Below are 23,130 nucleotides of genomic sequence, written 5' to 3' on the forward strand. Positions count from 1 at the left end.
AAGAGCCTCTAAATTTATTGCTGATACAATCGATTTATAATCGCTCGTGGTACATTATGCGGGCTAAGGCTTGTCAAGACCACCTTTATCCCTTATTAATAGCGGATAAAGGTGGTCTTTTTTGTCGACACTGTCCTCCTCCAATCTTTCCTATAGTTATTGCCTTGAACCGGATAATTCATGCGCCTCTCCTCCTTGACCGTAGAACTTGAAAAAAGATGAAATTATGCTATCTTGGCTTTTTCCAATGGAGGCCGGTAAATGAGGAAAAATGGAATTCACCAGAATTTGGGCTACTAAGCCGGATTACTCATGCTGAAAATCTGGTTCAGCTACAAGGCGCGAAAAATGAAGAAATAGTTCTCTATATCAAGCCTTTTTCCAAGGAAGCCAGTAAACGAGTGGAAAGCAAGCTCGCCTAAAATTAGGGCTATTAATAAATCAACATGTACAATCTTATTAAATTGGAAATAAATCATTAGAGTCGGGTCACTAAACTTAGCGGTAAATAAGCCGGCTTAAAAAACCACACCCCGCCTCTTGCTAAGCAGTCAATCACCCTTATGGGCAGCTTGATAAAACCAGATACTGCATTAGTAAACTTTGCATTCCCACCTGCTGCTATTCACGATCCTATCCGTCGCAAACTATTCAAAATACGATAAGCCCCTCATTCTCTTTAAAATTCATCTCTACCAAAAAAGAGGAAAAAGCAACTAAAAAAGAGTAAAACGAAAAAGTAATAATTCGACTTATTTTACTCTTAACTTTTATAAAAAAAAACTCAATTGGCTTAGCATGTATTTAAAACCATCATCCGAAGAAAATTGAAAATATAAGTCGCGATTCTGAATATTTTTAAACATTTGTAGAGCTATTCTCGCAAAATTATTGGGTATCGCACCTGCCATAATCAAAACGCTGTTACGAATTCTGGCTATTAAACAAGCACTCATATCATCATTCTCCGGAAAAAAATAGATAAGCGAAATGGACCTCATCACCGTAATAGCCATGATCACCTTTGGCAGTCTTTCTGCTTCCAGTTTTTACGTCCCATTAAAATATATTAAAGCCGGGCAATGGGAAGTTTATTGGCTAGCCCTTAGCATTGTAACTTGCATACTATTACCCTGGACGTTTATTCTAATGTCCGCTCCTGCAAACCATCTCCGGGTAGTACTGAATGTCATTCCATATTCGAACGTATTGTCCACTATTTTTTGGGGGGCAATATGGGGTGTCGGAGGCTTGTTTTTAGGTTTAAGTATTAAAAGACTCGGCATTGGTTTGGGACAAAGTTTAGTGGTAGGAATTTGGGGTATATGGGGCTTATTTTTTTCCCCACTATTAGGCGAGATTAACATTAATCCGCATGTGGATCCATTTTTTGCATTATTAATAATCCTGATAAGCATGGCCGCAATAGGTTCGATAGGCTATTTAAATTATCAGAGCCGTATCCCCAAAATAGGAAAAGCCTTTCTTTTAGCTGTTGGTGCTGGCCTGATGAGTGTGGGAATGAATATAGGTTATGTAGCGGGCATTCCCATTGATCATAAAATGGTGGAATATGGGGTAAATCCACTTTTTCAAAGCACCTTAACTTTGGCATTCATTTTATTAGGAGGTTTTATCCCGAATGCAATCTATTGCCTTATTGTTAGCTTAAAAAATCAAGCAGGTCAAAGCCCTGCCTCCATCAATTATCCTAGCTTTCTTGAGCGCCTTTTAATGACACTTATCGCTGGCGGCCTTTGGTACCTCCCCTTTTATTTTTTGGGTTTGGGCAAAAATATTTTACCACTGTCCTCCCAACCCTATGCATGGAGCCTTTGGATAGGGCTTCAGGTAATCTTCGCTATCATTTGGGGCATTTTACTCTTAGAGCCAAAGGTAAAGAGGGGAAATTTTCGCTTCAAACAATTACACCGTGCTTAAAAAATAATCCATCCTCCGAAAAATTCAAATCCACACCTAAAATTGATCCTAAAATAGCTCTTCGAATTTTGATAGATGACTTCCAACACCAAAAGAATAATAAATACTATTTTGCACAGCGAAGCCTTCATAGAGATCAGCGTCATTTATTCGGTTCTCAATAAAGAGGCAATGAATTGAAATACTTAAGAACGGGTTTAAAAGCACCCCATCCGGCTGCAAATTCAAATTATTGGAAGCAATTTTGGCTAATTCCTTAACAATAGCGATGCTAATCGCTTAAAATAATCCAATATCACTTTTACAAGACTTCGAATATTGGTTTTTAAGGACGCTCTAAGCCGGAATATTCAATCTTAAATCCCCATTTAACTGCAAGGGGATAATAATAACGAGTTAGTTTCTTATATCCATTTTTTTCCATAGAATCAGATCAATGAGGAGAAAGCATGCTTTATCAAATTTCGGCTATCAACCAATCACAACCTAATTGTTTCTGAAAGTAAGCCAGTTAAGGCGAATCAATTAATTTGGCGGTAAATAATTCTGCTTAAAAGCCAAAGATTCGGAAAAGAAAACTGCAAGACTACAAAAATCAAAAGCCGGCTTCCTCTGAAAGATTAAACCGGCCTCAAAAACATGTTGGATGCTTAAAATTGTGGAAAAAATATAGTCTTCATAGATCTGTAAACGTGGTTATAGGGCAAAACATCTCTCCTGATGCATCAATGGGATCTGTATTAAGCGCATGTTAAAAAGCACACCATCCGGCTGCAAATTCAAATTATTGGAAGCGATTTTGGATAATTTCTCAACGATAGCGATGCTAATCGCTTAAAATAATCCAATATCGCTACTACAAGACTTCGAATTTTAGTTTTTAAGGACGCTCTAAGCCGGATTATACACGCCTAAACCCTCAATTTGCTACAGGTGGGAAAAATGAAGGTATAGTTTCCAAAATCGATTTTTGCGAAAAAGCGGAGGAATGCGATGAAAGCAAGCTTGCCCCAATTTGGGCTATTATAAATCAATGAAAATAAATTTTAATGAACTGAAAATCGCCTCCTTATGGCTATAGATTAAGCGTTGAATAATTCGGGTTAATTGATACAAATAAATATATAAATAAGGCAGTGATGACCTTCCTTCAGATGGTTCGGATTCTAAAACAGATTAAGGATTCATATGAAATACCCGATCAAATTGAGGTTTTAAGCCCTGATTTGCGCCAATATCCCGGGGTTCGCAAAACCACACGAGCTTGCCCTCCATACTCAGCCCCTTGGGACACTTACTCGCTTCCGGATGATTTTTAGAAAAATATTCTAATAACTCCTCCTTCATGCGGGCCAAAGTTGTTGAATAGGCCTCATTATAAGCCAGGTTCTGTAATTCCTTTGGATCATTTTCTAAATCATACAAGCGGTGAAAGATCCCGGAAGGTCCAAGCCCGGTCTGGTATCCAATACCCAAATCTCTACTGCCAGTAGTAAAAACATATTTCCACTTTTTGGTTCTCACCATTGCCATATTATCTTCCAAATAGGTAGCAAATACTTTTTCACTTTCAGCCGTAACATTTTGACCAATAGTAGATAATATACTTTTTCCCTGAGCTTCAGACATAGGTGGCAAATTAAGACAGTCCACTATGGTCGGCGCAATATCCACATACTCAATTAATGCATCACAAACTTTCGCTTCCATAGTGGGATGTTTCAAAATGGTCGGCTGTCGGGTGGCTTCCTCCCACATAGTGTGTTTTTCAAACCTTTTATGGTGGTTGAGTAAATATCCGTTATCGCTGAGATAAATAATTAGGGTTTCGTCTTCCAGCCCTTTTTCTTTGATCGCATCTACCACCAAACCAATATTTTTATCCATATAACTCACCGAGGTATAATAAGCCGCCATAATGCCCTTACGCTGCTCCAATGTGAGATTCTTAAATTTCTCCGGCACCCATCGATCATCCTCGGCGCTGGTCTCCGGCAGCACCATATCAGCCGGCTCATACATCCCCTGATACTCAATAGGAAAATAATAAGGATGATGAGGCTGATGAAAAGCTACCCAAACAAATAAATCCTCCTCTTTATGATCCTCAATAAACTGAATAGCCTGTTCGGCCACATAGGTACCTTCACTATAGCGATCCTTCACCGCATGAGGTAAAACCCGGGCATTAAAATTATTGGCTACACCCTGATTTTTAAACTGTTCATAGGTTAATACTCCCTCTGGTATTTGTTTTTGTTTTTCATCGAGCTTCTTATAATATTCTTTATAAGCCACTCCTTCCCTCAATACATCAAAACCATGTTGAGGATAGTTTTCATACATTTCTCCCCAAACCCAATTATTAAAATGAGTTTTACCAAATAATGCGGTTTTAAATCCATAGCCTTTCAGATACTCGGCAACCGTTACATTATTATCATCATCAAAAGGCGTAAAAAGTAAATTCACCCCCGTAGCGATAGGATATTTACCAGTTAATAAGGATTGGCGAGACGCACTGCAAATAGGGGAATTACAAAATGCATTATCAAAACGTACGCCTTCATTCGCTAATCGGTCGATATGAGGCGTTTTTACTAAATCATTACCATAAATGCCGGTAGCATGCATCGCATGATCATCTGCCACGATTACGACCACCTTCTTTATGTCAGTTCCTTCGGCTTTTAAAAAATTTGTCACCCCAAGAAAAGCCAATGCTATAACTACAGATCTCATCTTTTATAAAAAATTTAAACTCATCCAACTTAAAAACTCTTTGGGCCAATTACTAACATCAGACTTTAAATGTTGCCCTAAGCCAAACCCGTGACCACCCTCAGCATACTCATAATAGTTGGATACGCCTCCAATTTGCTGAATATTTTGATGATATTTTAAACCGTTAACCGGAGAAACTGCTCCATCGTCAAGTGCTACCACCGTAAAAGTAGGTGGCGTTTTTTCATTTACCCTTTCCTCTAAAGACATTTTCTTAGCCAAAGTAACCGATGGGTGCTCCCCAATTAATTGTTGTCGGCTCCAGGAATGTCCGAATTCCCCCTGCATCGAAATAACAGGATACAGTAAAACCGTGAAATCTGCTTGCCTAAAGGGCATATTTAACGCTTCGGCTTCCTCCTCCGCATTCGACAACCAGGCCGCCAAATGTCCTCCGGCGGAAAAACCCATCACCCCCAAAGTAGAAATAGACCATTCCGCTTTTTGGGAATGGATAAGATCCATCGCCTTTAGAGCGTCTATGATGGGAACCTGAGCCTTGTGCTGCTGTAAAGTTGAATCAGGGAGCCGGGATTCCAGGACAAAAGCATGCATCCCCTGTTGATTCAACCACCGGGCCACCGCAAATCCTTCCTTTTCCAGCGCTAAAACCGTGTAACCTCCCCCGGGACAAATCAATACGGCCTTCTTTTTTTCTGCATCGCCATTTGCTAGAAAAACATGTAATTTGGGCTTAATTACTTTTTTTACTAAAAGCATAGAGTCCTGGGTGGATTTATCCAAACTCTTAAAATAAGTATTCTCCCCTTCCACCAGATTAAAGGGCACTTCCTTTTCCCACAAATCAATCGTTTGTTGAGCCGCAACATTTCCGATAAAGAGCACATGCAGTATAAATAAAAAAGATAGTCGTATCATAATACAATGGATTCATTGGATGCTTCAATTAAAACTAACTTATACTTGGCTAATCTTCCCTTCGGTTGGATGATGGTTTTAATGCCTTTTGGAACAGAATAGCGTAAAATCAACTTTTGCCCCTGAATCTTCCAGTCAATATATACCTCTCCTAACGGATGAGTAACAATCCCACGGGCCCAGTCCAAAGTAGCGGATTGCGGCATAATTTCAATACATTCCGGATCAAATTCCTTATGACAACCAAGATTAACGCCCAGGACTTCTGTACTTAAAAAATAGGTAGGATGACCACTCCAGGCATGTGAAGCCGTTCCCTGATGATCGCCCAAATCAAAATTTTCCCATACCGTAGGATGACTATTCCCCTCCACCATAGGCTCCCAGTACTTTTTCAGGAAAGCCTCTGCCTCCTCCACCTGATCTTCCTGATAAAGAAGCGAGAAAAGATAAAAAGAGGAATAAGGGGTAATCTTTCTTTTTCGATGTACATCGCCAATATCATCGAGCTCTCTTTTCACCTGCTCTATGATCTTTTTTTGTTGAGATTTTGTCGCGACATCATAAAGCGATAACCAAATAGAACTACTAATATGATGCGCATTGATGGGGGCATCCTGAGACCAACCATCATAAAATAATGACCTTTTTGAATCCCACAGGTGCTTTCTTGTATTTTTTATTAAGTGTTTACGCTCTTTAAGATACCTCCCGGAAGCCGCTTTATCATCCAGGCGTAGAGCCCAATCACTCAGAATCTCCATCGACTTACAAAGTAAACCTTGCATAGCGGCCATAGCAGCTTGCTTTTTGTTAATATCTGTCCATTCGATAAAGACAGATGGAGAATTTACTAAACCATTTTCCAGGCGATCAGACAAATAATGATCAACCAATTTACTATAATTCTTAAAATACAATTTCAAGTCTGTCCAATCCCGGCTGTATCGCATCACCAAATCGGCATTCAATAAGGTGATTAATGGAAAATCTGCAAACCGATCGCTTTTCCCCTCCAAAATTTGTGGCGCATACATGTCCTGGAATATCTTTAAGGAATGTTGTGCCAGCCGCATGTCCCCATTTACGGCCATGGTTATCGCCGTTTCCGGCAGCATATCGCCAGCATAAAGCCCTCGTTCCCGGAAAGGCGTATCCGTATAGGAATCTTCTGCGCAGAGTTGAAGTGTTCTCCATCCTGCTTCCCAGATGGCATTGAGCCTTGGGTCACTGCACGAAAACTGCCCCTTCGTTTCGAAAGGATAAACCTGCCTGATGACCCCCAAATCCTTAATTTTCACATTGGAGGAATGATTCCGGATATTCAATTTAAGGTATTTTAATCCATAGGGTTTGAATGTCTCAAACCTTTTCGTCTTGCCATCGGCAATAAACCGGTGTCCTGCATTCACTTCAAATCGCTTATATAGCCAGGGCATACCATCGGGTTGTTGTTCTTCGCTAAAACCAATATCGATAACAGTCCCCTTTGGGAAATCCCCTTCAATAAAAATTTTCCCTAACTGCATCTCCTCCAAAGCCCCGATCACCGTTACACCGGATGTACTTTGCGGAATATCCCAATGTTCAGCCTCCATGGGAATGGCTTGCTCAAAATCAGCCTCGTACCACACCATATCTTTGGCGGGGTTGGCATTGTGAATAGAGGAAATTTGAAGTTGCCATCCGTCCACTTTTGTCATAAACTGCTCATCAGCCACAAGGGAAATTTGCTTTAGCTGCTGCTGAAGGTTCTGCTCTAAGGGAGCATAACTATAAAAAGAACAGTATGCTTCTTTCTTCTTATTTGCAGAGATAATTAAACCCTTGTCATTAGGGAAAGCCATGTAGAAGTCCCAGCCACCCCAAATGATCCCATATTTGCAGGCGATTAAATTCCAGCCCTGGCTTAATGGAAAAATATATTTATTTCGATAATGATCTTTTTCATATCCGGGCTCTTTACTCACTTTTTCCCCGTTCAAAAAATATTCTCCCCACCATAAACCAAACTCAACCTCCTGATCCTGGGGAGAAAAAATATAGGTATAAGCCAATCCGTCCACCTGAGCATTATATTCTTGACCATTTCTATCCGGTAAGGACAGCCGAAAGTGGGCGATATTTTCCTTATTATTTATCGAAAAAGCTTTTACTGAACTCGGAAGAACTGAAACTTTCTCTTGTGTTAAAAAAGGAATACTACGCGCCTGCATTGGTCCCCATTTCTCCGAGGCTATAATTTCTTGAGGCTTTTGCCAGCCTTCAGGAAAGGGTTGACCCGTCCCCCATTCAAAATCTTTATTCGCATCATAGACCTCAATGGGCCCCGTGGCAAAGGAGAATCTGGGAGATTTTGGATCGTAAGCAGTGGACTTACGACAGTACCAATCCTGATCGATATGAAGGTTAATATTTTCCTTTTCTGAACGCACCTCCCCCCAGGCACTAAAAGCACCATGGTAATCATATAATTGATAGGTAGATACCCCATTGGATAAAACCTTTACGGCTATTTGATTATCTCCTGCTTTTAAATATTGCCCAATTTGGTAATGATCATAATAAGGGTGCTCATGATATGATCTGACCGGCCCAAAGTTGATGTATTGTCCATTAATATATAATGCATATCTGGAGTCAGCATATAAATTCAAATATGCTTGAGAAAAAGTACTATCTTCAATATATATATCCTTTCTAAAATACACATATTCATTTCGGCCACTGCCTTCCTCGGAAATCCACACCAGCTTCTCTGCCATTAATGGCAGAGATAGCCCAAGCCATAGTACTAATCCTAAAAAAATATTCTTGAAGTTTCTCATCTCTCATTCACCTAATTTCATGATCAAAGGAAAATATAACCCACGCCACTTATGCCGAAAAACCAACTAAAAAGGGAGAAAATGGTATTTATTGGTCTTTCAAGGCCTATTTAGAAAATATTAGGTTAGTTTAAAAAGAGCAAAATAAATTTCACCCCCGTATTGGCTCTATTTTATTTTTATATAAATATATCAGTAAAGCTTGATACCAAAAATCGAATACTTAATGATTACTACTATCCATAGTAGTGACGCTCAGATAAAAAAAAGGGACGCTTATAGCGCCCCTTTCTAAACTTTAAACTAACTAACAATTATATCACTATGACTTATGAAAAATATTTTGCTAGCATGCTCATGCAGGCTTGGCTATCTTGCCATCCCACCACTAATTTGAAATAATAGTAATTCCTATATAATTTCTCTTCGATAGCGGTGCTTTCCTTCAAACAGCAACAAACACCACTTCATCAATCAACGAATTTTGCCCTGAAATTTGGTCTACGCTAACACGCGCTAGGAAACCACTTGTTTTTCAAAGAAAGTAGTACTCGATTTTTGAGGAGCGGTATAATAGAATCCGCCATTTTTGACTTGAACCTCCTCCATTTCCTGATAATCCTCTTCCATGGAGGTTCTATATACCTGGAACGTTTTTCCTTCGGCATCATCTACCTGAATAAATACTCTTTTATCTTCCTCTTCATACACATTGAGGACATTAAAAGCATTTGGCGCATCCGAATCTCCCTGGCTGAAGGCGGTAACTAATATATCCTTATCACTCGAATAAGTTTTGGCCACCTGCATTCCGGCCATTCCCATGCGACTAAAAGATTTTAGAAAATGATAACCTGAGCGAACTTCGTATTTATCACCATCTACCCAAATGGCACAACCGGCATTTGGTTCTCCACCGATCCACATATCTTTCACCTGCACAGGAGCCCACATGATGATCCCATTGGTTTTTACCTGATAGATTTCATGGTGCATATTATACAAGAAATCAATATACATATTGATAAAGCTAAAGGAAGTAGTCCAGGTTTTAAGATATTTCCCATGTCGGTTTTTATAAATATCTCTAAGCATGGCCACCCCTGAAGCCTCCCTTCCCATAAAACTATGACTGGTTAATAAAGCCATATTCTCCAGTGCCTCGGGATCATTACTGAGTGCTTGCGGAATACCCATACGACCGAAAGTTTCCCAGGACATGGCCTCCCCCGGCGTAAGACCAATGTGACCTAAGCCATGTTTTTCCAACATTTCCGGCATAAAGGTCATAAAATCGCAGATTTGCTCTTTGGGCCAATACAAGTTATGGTCATGACCTTCATGGCCGGAAGTGAGGCCTGCTTCATCCCAACGGTTATCCATTTCCCCCTCATTGTACAGAGACAAGTATTTTACCGGCAGCTGCTCCTTTTCCACCAAAAATTTCACCCAGGCAATCATATATTCACCTAATTCCTTTTTATACTTTGGATCCAGGTCACGACCGCGAACGAATTTTTGCTTCGTCATCCAGGCCGGTGGTCCATAGAGTGTAGTGATCATATCCAAATCTCGTCCTTGCTCGCGGGTCATTCTGAGTCCCTCCTGCGCAAAATAGCGCATCCAATGAGTAGTCGATTCGTGATCAAAAGCCTCCTCTGTAATATGGTAAGGGTCATCGTCATCATTATCCGACAACTCAAAGCCCTCATGATAAGGATCTAAAAATAATTTCAGTAAGGAAGGCTTCAATCCATCCTCCCCAAAAATCAATTCCAGAATCTCCTCCCTTTGCTGCTCATTTAACTGGCTGAACCCTCCATAGTCTTCCCTGGAGGCAGAATCATAACCTCTCCATTGTGCGGATTGCACATAATTAACCCCGAATCCATCCCAGGGAAACAACTGATCTGAAAAATCCACTCGGCAATGAATGGTTTGCTTTTCATCAAAAGCCTGCCGCTGACAGGCCGAATTGACCAATAAAGCAAGTAAAAAAAATGATAATACTCTCATATTCCTTATAAAATAATCTTAATAAAAACCTCCCATAGCCTGCCCACCCGCTTTGGCATTTTGGCGCTTTCACACACCCGTTTAAAAAGCCATAATTATGGAGCTAAAACCTTGCTCACAATTTGGAAATAAAGTCTTCCATTTATGCTTAAGGATTACCTAAAAAAGCATAAAAACAGCCTGAATCCACGCTGAAAATATTACTCCTTACCACTGACCTGGCCTTTTCAGCATTCTCCTTTTTGGCATCCCCCAAACTCCAAAGCCCATTTCCAATAGCATTTTGCCCACCTGCAGGGGGAGGAACTAACGATGAATGGGGAAAAATCGTCCGAATTGGTTCAAAATAAACGCCCTGGTGATAGTTTCCACTTTTCTCCACTTTTTGTCACCGCTTAGGCCTGATAATTCGACCATATTTGGGTGGTCAATTCATTTTTACACTCTAAAAGTTTCATCATGAGGTTTGGTTATTTTGACAATAAACGCCGAGAATATGTGATCGACAACCCAGCGACCCCACGGTCATGGACCAATTATTTAGGCTCAACGGCATTTGGATCTGTGATTACCAACAATGCCGGTGGCTATACTTTTTATAAATCTGCCGCACAGGGACGATTTTTGCGCATGCCCTTCAATTCCGTACCTATGGATCAGCCGGGGCGATATCTATACTTACATGACCATGACCAGAAAGATTTTTGGAGCAATAGTTGGCAACCAGTAGGCAAGCCTTTATCAGCATTTAAAAATATCTGTCGACATGGTACAGGTTATACCACCATTGCTTCAGAATACAAGAAAATCAGCAGTGAGGCGACCTATTTCGTTCCTAATGGCAAAAATTACGAATGTTGGATTGTGAAGGTGAAAAATGAGGACACTAAGCATCGCCAACTGTCTTTGTTTACTTATGTAGAATACGCCAGTAACTGGAACGCTCAGGACGATTTAATCAATCTACAATACACTCAATATATTGTTAACGTTCAGGCCAAAGGAAATATCATTGACCACGGTACCAATATAAACCTTCCCGAACTGCCTGACAATTTCGAAGAGAAAGACCAGGGACGTCATACCTTTCTGGCCATTTCCGGGGCGTTGGTCAAAGGACATGATACGGATCGGGAGGCATTTTTGGGCCCTTACCGAACCTACGCCAATCCGATAGTTGTGGAAGAGGGTCAATGCCGCAACTCATCCGGTGTGGGTGATAATGGATGTGGTGTATTTCAGGTTCCACTAAGTCTGGCGCCGGGAGAAGAAAAATCCTTTTTGGTACTCATGGGCGTTGGTGCTGCCGATAAAGAGGGTAAAGCCGCCGTGGCTGACTTTGATACCGTCGAAAAGGCAGAACAAGCTTTGGAAGAAGTCAAGCAGACCTGGCATAGCCAACTGAATAATTTCAGTGTAGATACACCCGATGAAGATTTCAACAATTTCCTTAACACCTGGGCCCCTTATAACTGCCTGATTACCAATTCATGGTCACGGGCAGCCTCTTTGATTTATAATGGAGAAAGGGATGGCCTTGGCTATCGCGACTCTGTGCAGGACGTCATGGGAACAGCTCACCTGATTCCGGAGGCGACGCGTGAACGCCTACGTTTAATGCTTTCTGGACAGGTAAGCACCGGTGGAGCTCTGCCGGTAGTAAAGCCTTTTGCCCACTATCCGGGAAAAATGCAAGCTCCGTCAGCGGAAGAATACCGCTCCGATGACTGCTTGTGGCTCTTCAATGCCGTACCGCTGTATGTGCAGGAAAGTGGAGAGGTCGATTTCTACAAAGAGGTAATTCCGTATGCAGATCAGGGAGAGGACACCGTTTTCGGGCACCTGCGTCGGGCTATCATGTTTAACCTGGAGCGTTTGGGTCAGCATGGTTTGCCTTGCGGACTACTCGCAGACTGGAATGACTGTTTGGAATTGGGGCAGGCCGGAGAAACCACCTTTGTGGCTTTCCAGTTACGCCATGCACTGATCACTTATCAAGAAATTGCTGAATTGTTGGCTGCTCCTGAAGAAGCCGCATGGGCAAAAACCGAACTGGAAAAAGTGGATCAAAATATCGCTGAGAATGCCTGGGATGGTGAGTGGTTCTTAAGGGCTTATCGCCATGATGGTCTTAAGTTTGGAAGCCAGGAAAATGAGGAAGGAAAGATATTTTTGAACCCACAAGTATGGTCCATCATTAGTGGCTATGCGGATGCTCAACAGCAGGAAAAAGTATTGAAGCAAGTTCGCGAACAACTCGCTACGGATTTTGGCGTGATGGTCTGTGCGCCCCCTTTCGTGAAAACAGACTACACCGTGGTGCGCGCTACCCTGATGAATCCAGGCATGAAAGAAAATGCCGGTATTTTTAACCATACCCAGGGTTGGGCGATTATGGCTGAAGCCTTGGCTGGCAATGGGGATCAGGCCTATGCCTATTTTAAGGCGACTAATCCTGCCACTTACAATGAGAGTGCGGAAGTTCGGGAATGTGAGCCTTACGTGGTTTGTCAATCAACCCATAGCAAGTATAGCCCTAAATATGGCGCATCAAGACTGCCATGGTTGAGCGGTGCGGCTACCTGGCTTTACTATGCGGCAACCCAGCATATTTTGGGTGTGCAGCCGGTATTGGAAGGGATCAAAATCGATCCATGTATCCCGGCTCACTGGAAGGAGTTCTCTGTTCAAAGAATTTTCAGAGACAAAACACTACACATCGCCTACAAAAACCCGGAGCAAGTACAAAAAGGGGTCAAATCCATTGAATTGAATGGGACCACCCTCCAAGGGCAGATGATCCCGATGGAACTGCTTCAGGACACAAATAATATCATCATTACTTTAGGATAAAATATCATGAATTACGAAGAACGATTAACATCGATTTATAAAAATTACCTTTCGCATTTGAACCAGAAAAATACCCCACAATCTGACAGTGAGGGGTATGTATTGCGCTACGAACACCCTATCCTAACGGCGGATCATATCCCACCACATTGGGTTTATGACCTGAACAAGGAGCGTAATCCTTATTTGGCCAAGCGCTTGGGTGTAAATGCGGTTTTTAATGCCGGTGCTTTATACCTGAATGAAAAAGTACATTTGGTTTTACGCATGGAGGGCTATGACCGAAAATCATTTTTCGCCATTGCAGAAAGTCAAACCGGAATTGATGGTTTTGAATTATGGCCTACTCCCATTGCTATCCCACAGCATGAAAATGAAGACGTTAATGTGTATGACATGCGACTAACTCAGCACGAGGATGGTTACATTTATGGCCTTTTTTGCACCGAGCGCAAAGACCCGAATGCCAAAGATGGTGATGAGTCCTCGGCCGTAGCAGCCTGTGGGATCGTTCGTACCACTGATATAAAAAATTGGGACCGTCTGCCAGATTTGATTACCTACTCTGGACAACAACGTAATGTGGTCTTGCACCCTGAATTCATTGATGGCAAATATGGTTTGTACACCCGCCCACAGGATGGGTTTATTGATACCGGAAAAGGAGGAGGTATAGGCTTCGGGCTGACTGAAAGCATGGAGCAGCCTGAAGTGAAAACGGAAACGATCGTTGACCCTAAAAAATACCATACGATCAATGAAGTCAAAAACGGGCAAGGACCTGCGCCTATCAAAACACCAAAAGGCTGGTTGCATTTAGCGCATGGTGTGAGAAACACAGCTGCAGGTTTGCGTTATACCCTTTACATGTTCATGACCGCTCTTGAGGAACCGGATCGTGTCATTGCTAAACCGTCAGGTCATTTTATGGCACCACAGGGTATAGAGCGCGTTGGAGATGTCAGCAATGTACTGTTTACCAATGGATGGATTAAGCGAGAGGATGATACCGTATTGATTTATTACGCTTCTTCTGATACCCGCATGCATGTAGCATCCTCTACCATTGATCAATTAGTGGACTACTGCCTGAATACGCCGGAAGATCCGCTGAAGAGTCATTTATGCGTAGCGCAGAGAACCGAAATGATTCAGCAAAATCAGGAAGCCCATTTGGCCATCATGGAAGAACTAAATGCCGCTTTGGCACAAAACTAAGGCATATGAAAAAATTAATCTGGTTGATTTTGGGAATTGCGGCTTGCAATCCCAAAGTCAACACTTCTGAAGAACGTCCCAACATCATCCTGATACTGGCTGATGATATGGGCTATGGCGACTTGGGCTGTTATGGACAAGAAAAATTCCGTACGCCACATATTGACCAACTGGCCGCCGAGGGGATCCAATTTATGGATCACTATGCAGGATCCACTGTTTGCGCACCCTCACGATCGGTATTGATGACTGGTATGCATACCGGCCACACCACCGTCCGTGGCAATGTAGACAACCCTAATGGAGCTGGTCAATTGCCGCTGCAATCCACAGATACGACCATCGCCTACTACCTGAAAAAGGCTGGCTACGCGACTGCTGCTTTCGGGAAATGGGGATTGGGAAATCCTGAGACCACGGGCAGTCCCTTGCGTCATGGATTTGATCAGTTTTACGGCTACTACGATCAGGTGCTGGCACACAACTCTTATCCGGAATTTTTGTACCGCAATGATCAAAAAGAATACCTGAATAATAAGGTGGGATATCTCTCCAAAGAAGAATGGCATAAAGGCTTGGGAAGTGTTTCTCTGGAAAAAAATGAATACTCCGGAGACTTGATTTTCAATGAAATGCTCCAATACATTGAAACCAATAAAGACCGACCATTTTTCATCTATCACCCTACGACGATCCCTCATGACAACGGGGAGGCACCCTTAGGGCAAAGATTCGAAGTTCCTAAAGCTGATCAGTACCAAAAGGAAAACTGGCCACAGGACGAAAAAACCTATGCCGCTTTGGTAGAATATCTTGATGGGCAAGTGGGCACGCTTACACAAAAATTGGAACAGCTGGGTATCGCAGACAATACCATCATTATTTTCACGAGTGATAACGGACCGCTGGCCACCACGCATATTGACAGTAATGGCCCATTGAAAGGAGGAAAGCGCGATATGTACGAAGGTGGATTGAGAATACCACTCATCGTTAAATGGCCAGGAAAAATAAAGGAAGGCATTCAAAGCAATCATGCTTCTGCCTTTTGGGATTTCCTACCTACCCTATGTGAAATCGCGGGTGTGCAGGATTACCAACCAAACGATGGTATCTCCTTTTTACCAACGCTATTAGGAAAAAAACAACCTGTTCATGATTATCTATATTGGGAGTTTCATTGGTGGAATCCTTCCCGTAAAGCCGTGAGAATAGGTGACTGGAAGGCCGTATGGAATCATCCGGAAGAAGATGTTGAATTGTATGACCTCTCTCAGGATATTGGAGAGGCCAATAATGTTGCACAACAGCACCAAGATATCGTCGCTAAAGCTCAAAAAATAATGGAAGAGGCCTCTGTGGAATCTCCTTATTTTTAACAAGAAGCCATAGACAGCTAGACATTTATTGATTTGGGGCAAATTTTCCGATCATGACTTAAGAAGTGATTCAGGATATACTCGCCCCAATTTTCTATTCTGTAACCAGCTTCTGCGATGCATTCGACTCCTTTTCGAAAAACGGAAATGGATCTGTACCTTTTACCATTGGCATAAGTTTTCAGACGAACATTTTTGTACTTTTTTAACCCATGAGCTATGGATACCGAATATGCAAAAACGACAATAGCCATCATTAACCGGCATCTATCTGCTCCCTGAACATTCATTTTTTCAAGGTCAAAACCATTGGTCTTCAAATGTCTGAAACATGTCTCAATTTGCCATCGCTTCCGATAGTCCTCAGCCACTTTATATGCATTTTTAGACAGGTTTGTCAGAAGGAAAATCACAGGTTCCTTTTCCGCATCTTCACTTTTCTTGATGACCATCCGGCAATTGTCTCCAGCTTCAAACTTCATTTTAGCGGACATCGTTTTGCCCTTCACCTTACTATTTATGACTTTTGAAATCATTTGCGCTTTCGTCATAGATTTTTCATTCCACTGATTCTTAAAGTTGCATTCTTTTACCCGAAGCACATATTTAAAGCCGTTATCCTCAAGGTATTTGATGAATTTCTGTCCTGCGTATTCACGATCAGCCAAGAGAATTTTGCCTTCAAGATTGAATAACTTTGACGCCTCTTCAAGCAACTGAATTCTTTCTTCCTGATTACTGATGCCCTTCTTTTCCAGATTCATGAAATAGATCGGCACAGCTACTCCATTATACAAAATTGCCAAGGTCATGAAATGAAAAGTGCGATCCCCTTGCTTCCAACTGGTGCCATCCACCATCAAAAAACCCCCACCTTTGTGCATATGCATGGCGGATAATTGCAATAGATCACTCCATAAATGGGTGTCAGAATATTCCGTAAATATGCGGGTTAAGCGTTTGTAGAGACCAAAAGCGGATGTACTCTGATTTTCTAAAATGCTACCTATCGAATCTTTCACTTTATTAAGACACACGGTTCCTTTTTGGATGATACCTAAACTTAAAGCGAGTACATTTTTCCAGCAAGCTTTGCCCCATTTTGGAAATTCTTGCGTAAGTTTGCTGTGAAGCGAATTGAACATAGATCTTTGTTGGTGTGGGAACCCAAAGTTACTATTGTTGATTCGCTTTTTACGTTTTTAGGCAAAAATGTCTAGCTGTATGGTTCAGGAGCTTATCGATGATTACGAACGCCCGCCTTATACACCAATGGTTTTTATCATTCACCCTACGGATCACTCCAATAAGCGATCCGCCATTTCTTGTGATATTGATCCCATAGAAGCGCCAGAGTTGAAGGTATATTTTCATGTTTCCGATTTCAACAACCACTTCTCCCCAACTAACTTGCGCTACAAACGAATTAGTGAACATCGTTATCTATTACTTTGGGACCCGGTAGAGGATGGCAATTTGAAAGGATATCAACTGCTTACCCAACAGGAACCCGTGATCGATAGCCTTATAATGGAGAATGCGATAGAAATCGATATCAACCCCAACGAATATCCTGTTAATTTTCAGCTAAGAGCGCTTAATCACTTTGGACGATATTCAGCATTAAGCAATACATTGACTATAGAATACCTTCCTCTTTCAACTGATACCTCTACCAAGAGTAACGTTTTCCTTGCACCTAACCCTGTCGCGGGACATTGCAGAATTTATGGAGATACCCCGGTGGATGAAATTGTCATTATCGACATGATGGGAAATCAAAGTAAACGCTTGGTCCAATCCTCAAAGGTCGATATCAAAGGTATTCCTACGGGCATCCATCAAGTCATTTTTTATGATAAAAATAAACGTGTAGGAACCCAAAAAATCATCAAATACTAACATCAGTTATTAGAACTTTTTTTGAGTGTTTTAACCCGAAAGGTCCATGTACAAATCCTCGTTTTGCCATAAGACGGATTGAAGCATGCCTTATTCGGGTTAAAAATACCTTTCCATATTTATAAAAAATGGGATGCACCTCTCATGTGAGAAACTGTCATCATTGAATTCAATACTGATTTCCCATAAAATCTTTATGCCATGAAAATAATTATTTTACTCTTATTTATGATCGGCTGGCCATCAATACTTTTAGCACAACAAACAGAAGTGCTGCTTGTAGAAGGCCGTTGGTCAGAAGAACGCAGAAATAATTGGTATGCCCAGCAACCATGGTTAGTGGGCTGCAATTATTATCCGGCCAGCGCGATCAATCAGATTGAAATGTGGCAGGCCAGTACCTGGGATCCTGAGCGCATAGATCTGGAATTGTCCTGGGCTGCTGGTATGGGAATGAATACATTGCGGGTTTACCTGCACGATTTAGTATGGGCCGATGATGAAAAGGGATTGTATAAAAGGATGGATGAATTCCTGGATATCTGTCAAAAATATAATATTCGCCCTTGGTTTGTCTTCTTCGACGATTGTCATTTCCCCAACCCTCAACTGGGCGAACAGCCATTACCGGTTCGTGGCTACCACAATTCCGGTTGGGTCAATGCTCCAGCCAGAGATTTAGCGATCCGATATGCAAAAGGAGAAGCGAGCCCCACGGAAGTCAAAAGGCTGAAAGCTTATGTGCAACAAACCATGAAAAGGTTTGCTGATGATGACCGCGTATTGATGTGGGAATTGTACAATGAGCCGGGGCGTGGGCAAGCGATGATGGGAGCCAAAAATCACGGGCAAAAGCAGCAACCTTTTGGTGATACTTCCCAGCAATTAGTATTCGATTCCTGGGTATGGGCGCGGGAAGTTAATCCATCACAACCGATCACCTCCAACACTGCCGGGGCAGTGGGTCAACAGAATATTGCGATCAATAAAGCTAATTCGGATTTACATTCCGTTCACTCTTATGGAGGGGTAAATATGACAGAGCAACGTTTAGCTCCTTATTTAGCGGACAACAGGCCTGTCATAGTCACTGAATGGCTTAACAGAATGGGAGGAAGTACGCCTCAGGCCATGTTACCTTATTTCAAAAAACATAAAATCGGTGCTGTGAATTGGGGATTTGTTTCTGGCAAAACGGGAACAATCTGGCATTGGAGCAGTAGAAAAGGCCGGAATGCTGATCAGGAACGAGCGGAGGGAAATGTGGTAAAGCCCGGGGAAGAGTATCCGGAGCCGGAGGTTTGGTTTCATGACTTGTTACGAATAGACGGTAGCCCCTATGATTCCGCAGAAGTATCACTTTTTAAAAAGTTGACGATTGATCAGATGCAGTAGGTACTATGTATATAATTTTTGAGGAGTATTTATATATACCAAAACCGTCTGGTGGTCGAAATTCTGGTAATTGTAAGTAGCATATTAAGGAATGAAGCAGGGTACATATAAAAAAAATAGTGGCCAGGAGACTAAGAGCAATTCTCAACAATAGCGATGCTTTTCCCTCAAAATAATCGGGTATCACCTCTGCAATACTTCAAATTTTCGCTACGAATTTTGCCTTTTAAACACGCTCTAACTGTTTTCAATGTGTTCAATTCTCCTGACCGCTATTTTTTTTATGTCCATAGTTTTATAATGGCTGACCAATCTTATATTTCTGAATCAACGCCTTGGCAACCTCAATACTGTTTCCTTGGGCTTTGGCAGGAAAATGAGCCTTCTTTTTTGCCCATTGTTCACTGAAGTCAACAAAATCCAAAGGCTCGATATTTTTTTTATCGAAATTGGCCAAAGTATGTTCAAAGAATATAAGCCAGCGTTTTTTATAGTAATCAGTAATCAATCCACTCCATTGCTTGTAAGCATAATCTTTGAGCACATTGTTACGATCGCTTTCATTTCCCCAATAACTCACCAAGGCACGGGCATTGAATTCGAAAAGGTCTTTTTCCTCCACTGTGCTACCCAATTTGCGCGCATCCTCAATCCATTGCCCTAAAATAAAAGCCTGTTGGGTTCCGACCAATCGATCCACATCATCCATCAATTCAAGGAAGGCATCACTTTTGGTTCTGAAAAGTGCCTTATTTTTTTGCTGATATGCTTGCTGAATTTCCCGATACAAAGCCAGCGCTTTATTCGATAATACATCCCTCAGAACGACTGTAAGATCATATCCGAAAGCCTCGTTCGTCGGTATTTGATTCGATGCAGTAAACAATAATTCACAGGCTTGAGCCAATTTTTTCTCATCATAATAAGGCTTAACATTTCCCCAAGGTGCACTCGATTTGATTTCAAAAGACGGAGTAGCACAAATGATGGGTTGACTTTCATCGCGTCCCCATTCTCCTTTTGGTGCCACGGGGCAACTGTAAACGGATTCGTACAACAGTTTCCAGGCCTGATTTACGGATTCATTTTCAGTGCCATAACGGGCTTTGGTATAAAATTTAAGCCACTGATCCACCTTGAGTGGGCTTTGTTCCCATGCGACATCATAGATCATCGAGGTAACGACCTGATTGGGAATATGTCCTTCAGGAACGGTGCCAATGCCCTGCATGTATTGCCCTACCTTGGACTGCTGTGCTTGGATCGGTGCGGAGGCAATAACGGGCAATCGACCATATAAATCCTCACGGTTACCGAAATTGCCGATCGCATTCCAAATAAAGTTAAATCCACCAAAAGCCTCGCGGTATTTCCATGAAGGGATATTATCCGAGAAAAGATCCAAAATCAAAGTGTGCTCTTTGTCCAATTGTGTAAGCATAGCTTCTTTGGGGTTATCCATCCATCCCTGAATCACCCAGATAGCTTCAGGACTTGCGTTTTTCATGGCAGTCTGAATGGCTTTTCCCGCGGTTTCGATATCAATGCCCTTGGTGTTTCCTCCTTCGTGGAAAGGATCTCCGCCTACTAATTCCAATTCACCATAAAGATTGCTCATGGATTCATAATATTCCTCAGCCATTTTGGTGAATAATGGATCATTCGGGTCAAGGAAGTCAGGGCGATAAAATCCACACCAGTTTCCCCCAACGATGATATTGGCCTCAGGGAATTTTTTGGATAAAGTGCGTGGCACCATTCCGTAAAAACCATGGAAAACGGGCGTGATGCCCAGCTGGTGCATTCTACCCACGATTTTTTGCTGAAGTTCCGCACGTTTATCAATCCATGCCTGCGACACCTGCCCACCGAATCCTTCCAGATTTCCCATCAGCCACCACGCCTGATAAGACGGGCCAGGAATAAAGTCGAGGATTTCCTTTTGGGAATAACCGTTTTTCAGCAAAACTTCTTGCCAAACTTTCTCCACTCCTGTCAGTGTGTAGGCCATATTGATTCCCTGAAGGGCCATGAGGTCGAGTTCCTTTTGCCATTCTTCCCAACCCCAAAAGGCCATAGAGTAATTGAAGGTACAGTAGTTCAGATAATGGCGGTATTTGAGGTTGCATTTTTTCTTGAACTCCTGCTCGGGCAAAGGCAACTCCTCGGGCAATTGAATGTTATTATGCGGGCGGGATAATTCCACATGACAATATTTTCTGAGGTACTGACCCAAGCCGTAAGAAAGGGCAGACTTACTGTTCGCCTCAATAATTACCTTGTGATCAGTTGAGGATTTTATCAAAAAATATTCCCCTTCTGATAGATCATCAGGAACTACTTTTAATATCAGTTGATCGGCTTGCTTGCCCATTACCCGATGGGCAAACTTTTCCATTTCAGACAATTGATTGGTCTTATGATTGGAGGTACAGGCGTTCATAAAAAGTGTACAAATGAACGCGAATAAAAGGAAAATATGATTTCTTTTCATTACAAAAAATTTAGGTTTTTACTCTTAGAAGAGATCATCTCGGATCATGGATAAAAGGTAGGATTTGTAGAGATTATTTCAGTTATTCATCCTTGTACACCTGCTTGAACAAGGGATGAAGCCGGATAAAGTAGTCAAATGAAAAGGGAATTGAAAGAGCATAAATTAAAAGAAAAGTTACTGCAAAAGATTGAGGTAAAGCATATTGAATCGCTTACCAATAGTGATTTCGAACGTTTGAGCCAATTGATTTTTGAGCGCACCCAAACGATGCTCAGCGTAACGACACTCAAGCGGTTTTTTGGTAAAGTCAGTGTCAGTGAAAATTATAAAACCTCCAATAGTACCCTCAACACCCTTAGTTGTTTTGTTGGCTATGATAGTTGGGAGGAATTTCAAAAAGCACATCGTCCTGTCAGGCTTCATTTCAAATTGCCTGTGTTCAACAAATGGTCTGTTTTTGGCTCATTGTCCTTGTTCATTGTTGTTGCTTTTTTTCTTTTATTGCCAACCTCAGAAAAGCCTACGCTCGAAATTGGTCTACGCAAACTAAGCGGTACTTTTCCTTTCACCGTTTCTTTCGATTATCAAATCAAAGGTCAAGATCAGTACTTTGTAAAATTTGAGCAATACCATAGCCTTGAACCTTTGTCTGCCGATTATCAAAGGATATCGCACATTTATGAATTTCCAGGCTTTTACAATATTCTTATTTATAAAAAACGGGAGGGTATAGAAAATTATCAGGTGGTTGATACGCTTCAGGCGCACATTCAGTATCCCGATTGGATGGGAGAAACCTATCATTCGGGAACAAAATCCGATGCCAAGCGGGTGTTGCAGGTAGATTATAATGGCGAATTAATGATCAGTCCCTCGCAGGTGGTAAAGGTCGGGATGGATTCAAGTAGTTTATATTTCACCTCCATGATGTATTCCAAACCGATGCCTGTTGATTTGGATGATTTCAGTTTTGAAGGTTTTCTGCAAATGGATACGCATCAGGATGAGGATTTCTGCAAGTGGATAGACCTGCAACTGACGGGTGAATTTGGGCGTAAGATATGGCTGACCTTTGTGCCCGAAGGTTGTGATCGTTGGGCGAAGGTGGTAATCAGTGAGCATCAGCGGGATGGCTACCATCATGACAATCAGGCGTTCATGATTAAGGATAAAATGAAGTGGCATCAGGTAAATATTCAGAGTAAGAATGGCGTTGTAAAAGTTGTTGTGGATGGGAAACAAATTCTTCAACAAAAGTATCAACTTCCTTTAGGTCAATTGATGGCGGTGAATTGTCGGGCGAATCGCAGTGGGAAATTTAAGGAGCTGAAATTTAATGGTCAATCGATGGAAAAGAGCCTGATTGTTTTAGGAGAGGTTGAGGCAAAAAAAGAGGTCAGATGATTTCACCTGACCTCTAACATTAGAGAAATTTGTT

The 23,130-nt window shown here is 41.8% G+C and carries 13 protein-coding genes; 7 read left to right on the forward strand and 6 right to left on the reverse strand.

The genetic code is table 11. The annotated features are described in order from the left end of the window. The first annotated feature begins 990 nt into the window (after positions 1 to 990). Positions 991 to 1,941, forward strand: coding sequence for an L-rhamnose/proton symporter RhaT (locus AAA970_RS23965; protein ID WP_338239425.1), 951 nt, complete (start codon positions 991 to 993; stop codon positions 1,939 to 1,941). A 1,176-nt stretch (positions 1,942 to 3,117) separates the two neighbouring features. Here the strand turns inward: AAA970_RS23965 and AAA970_RS23970 are convergent. The 4 genes from AAA970_RS23970 to AAA970_RS23985 all read right to left on the reverse strand — a co-directional run bounded on the left by AAA970_RS23970 (position 3,118) and on the right by AAA970_RS23985 (position 10,448). Further along, positions 3,118 to 4,683: a sulfatase family protein gene (locus AAA970_RS23970; RefSeq protein WP_338239426.1), complete on the reverse strand. Its 1,566-nt coding sequence runs from the start codon at positions 4,681 to 4,683 to the stop codon at positions 3,118 to 3,120. Positions 4,684 to 4,686: 3 nt separating this feature from the next. Further along, positions 4,687 to 5,604: an alpha/beta hydrolase gene (locus AAA970_RS23975; RefSeq protein ID WP_338239427.1), complete on the reverse strand. Its 918-nt coding sequence runs from the start codon at positions 5,602 to 5,604 to the stop codon at positions 4,687 to 4,689. Further along, positions 5,601 to 8,432: an alpha-L-rhamnosidase-related protein gene (locus AAA970_RS23980; RefSeq protein WP_338239428.1), complete on the reverse strand. Its 2,832-nt coding sequence runs from the start codon at positions 8,430 to 8,432 to the stop codon at positions 5,601 to 5,603. Before AAA970_RS23980 ends, AAA970_RS23975 begins: the two co-directional genes overlap by 4 nt. A 516-nt stretch (positions 8,433 to 8,948) precedes the next feature. Then, positions 8,949 to 10,448: a glycoside hydrolase gene (locus AAA970_RS23985; protein WP_338239429.1), complete on the reverse strand. Its 1,500-nt coding sequence runs from the start codon at positions 10,446 to 10,448 to the stop codon at positions 8,949 to 8,951. A gap of 459 nt (positions 10,449 to 10,907) precedes the next feature. On the opposite strand from AAA970_RS23985, the gene AAA970_RS23990 reads away from it, so the two are divergent. Genes AAA970_RS23990 through AAA970_RS24000 form a run of 3 tightly spaced genes read left to right on the forward strand, consistent with a single transcriptional unit; the run spans position 10,908 to position 15,898 of the window. Next, positions 10,908 to 13,301, forward strand: a complete 2,394-nt coding sequence (locus AAA970_RS23990) for a glycoside hydrolase family 94 protein (protein ID WP_338239430.1) — start codon at positions 10,908 to 10,910, stop codon at positions 13,299 to 13,301. 6 nt (positions 13,302 to 13,307) lie between these two features. Continuing rightward, positions 13,308 to 14,519, forward strand: a complete 1,212-nt coding sequence (locus tag AAA970_RS23995) for a glycoside hydrolase family 130 protein (protein ID WP_338239431.1) — start codon at positions 13,308 to 13,310, stop codon at positions 14,517 to 14,519. A 5-nt stretch (positions 14,520 to 14,524) separates the two neighbouring features. Then, positions 14,525 to 15,898, forward strand: a complete 1,374-nt coding sequence (locus AAA970_RS24000) for an arylsulfatase (RefSeq protein ID WP_338239432.1) — start codon at positions 14,525 to 14,527, stop codon at positions 15,896 to 15,898. 17 nt (positions 15,899 to 15,915) lie between these two features. Here AAA970_RS24000 and AAA970_RS24005 read toward each other — a convergent pair whose 3' ends face one another. Then, positions 15,916 to 17,043: a transposase gene (locus tag AAA970_RS24005; RefSeq protein ID WP_338239433.1), complete on the reverse strand. Its 1,128-nt coding sequence runs from the start codon at positions 17,041 to 17,043 to the stop codon at positions 15,916 to 15,918. A gap of 79 nt (positions 17,044 to 17,122) precedes the next feature. Between AAA970_RS24005 and AAA970_RS24010 the strand changes: the two genes are divergently transcribed. Together AAA970_RS24010 and AAA970_RS24015 are read left to right on the forward strand one after the other, a co-directional pair. After that, the gene (locus AAA970_RS24010) at positions 17,123 to 17,800 is read left to right on the forward strand and encodes a T9SS type A sorting domain-containing protein (protein ID WP_338239434.1); all 678 of its coding nucleotides are present in this window, start codon (positions 17,123 to 17,125) and stop codon (positions 17,798 to 17,800) included. A 201-nt stretch (positions 17,801 to 18,001) separates the two neighbouring features. After that, complete coding sequence (locus AAA970_RS24015; RefSeq protein WP_338239435.1) at positions 18,002 to 19,195, forward strand: cellulase family glycosylhydrolase; 1,194 nt, start codon at positions 18,002 to 18,004, stop codon at positions 19,193 to 19,195. Between the two features lie 295 nt (positions 19,196 to 19,490). On the opposite strand, the gene AAA970_RS24020 is transcribed toward AAA970_RS24015, so the two are convergent. Further along, the gene (locus AAA970_RS24020) at positions 19,491 to 21,689 is read right to left on the reverse strand and encodes an alpha-N-acetylglucosaminidase (RefSeq protein ID WP_338239436.1); all 2,199 of its coding nucleotides are present in this window, start codon (positions 21,687 to 21,689) and stop codon (positions 19,491 to 19,493) included. A 138-nt stretch (positions 21,690 to 21,827) separates the two neighbouring features. Here AAA970_RS24020 and AAA970_RS24025 point away from each other — a divergent pair, with 138 nt between their 5' ends. Beyond that, positions 21,828 to 23,096, forward strand: coding sequence for a hypothetical protein (locus tag AAA970_RS24025; protein WP_338239437.1), 1,269 nt, complete (start codon positions 21,828 to 21,830; stop codon positions 23,094 to 23,096). Positions 23,097 to 23,130 lie beyond the last annotated feature (34 nt).

Source organism: Persicobacter diffluens, assembly GCF_036244895.1.
In the GTDB taxonomy this organism is placed as follows: Bacteria; Bacteroidota; Bacteroidia; order Cytophagales; family Cyclobacteriaceae; genus Persicobacter; species Persicobacter diffluens.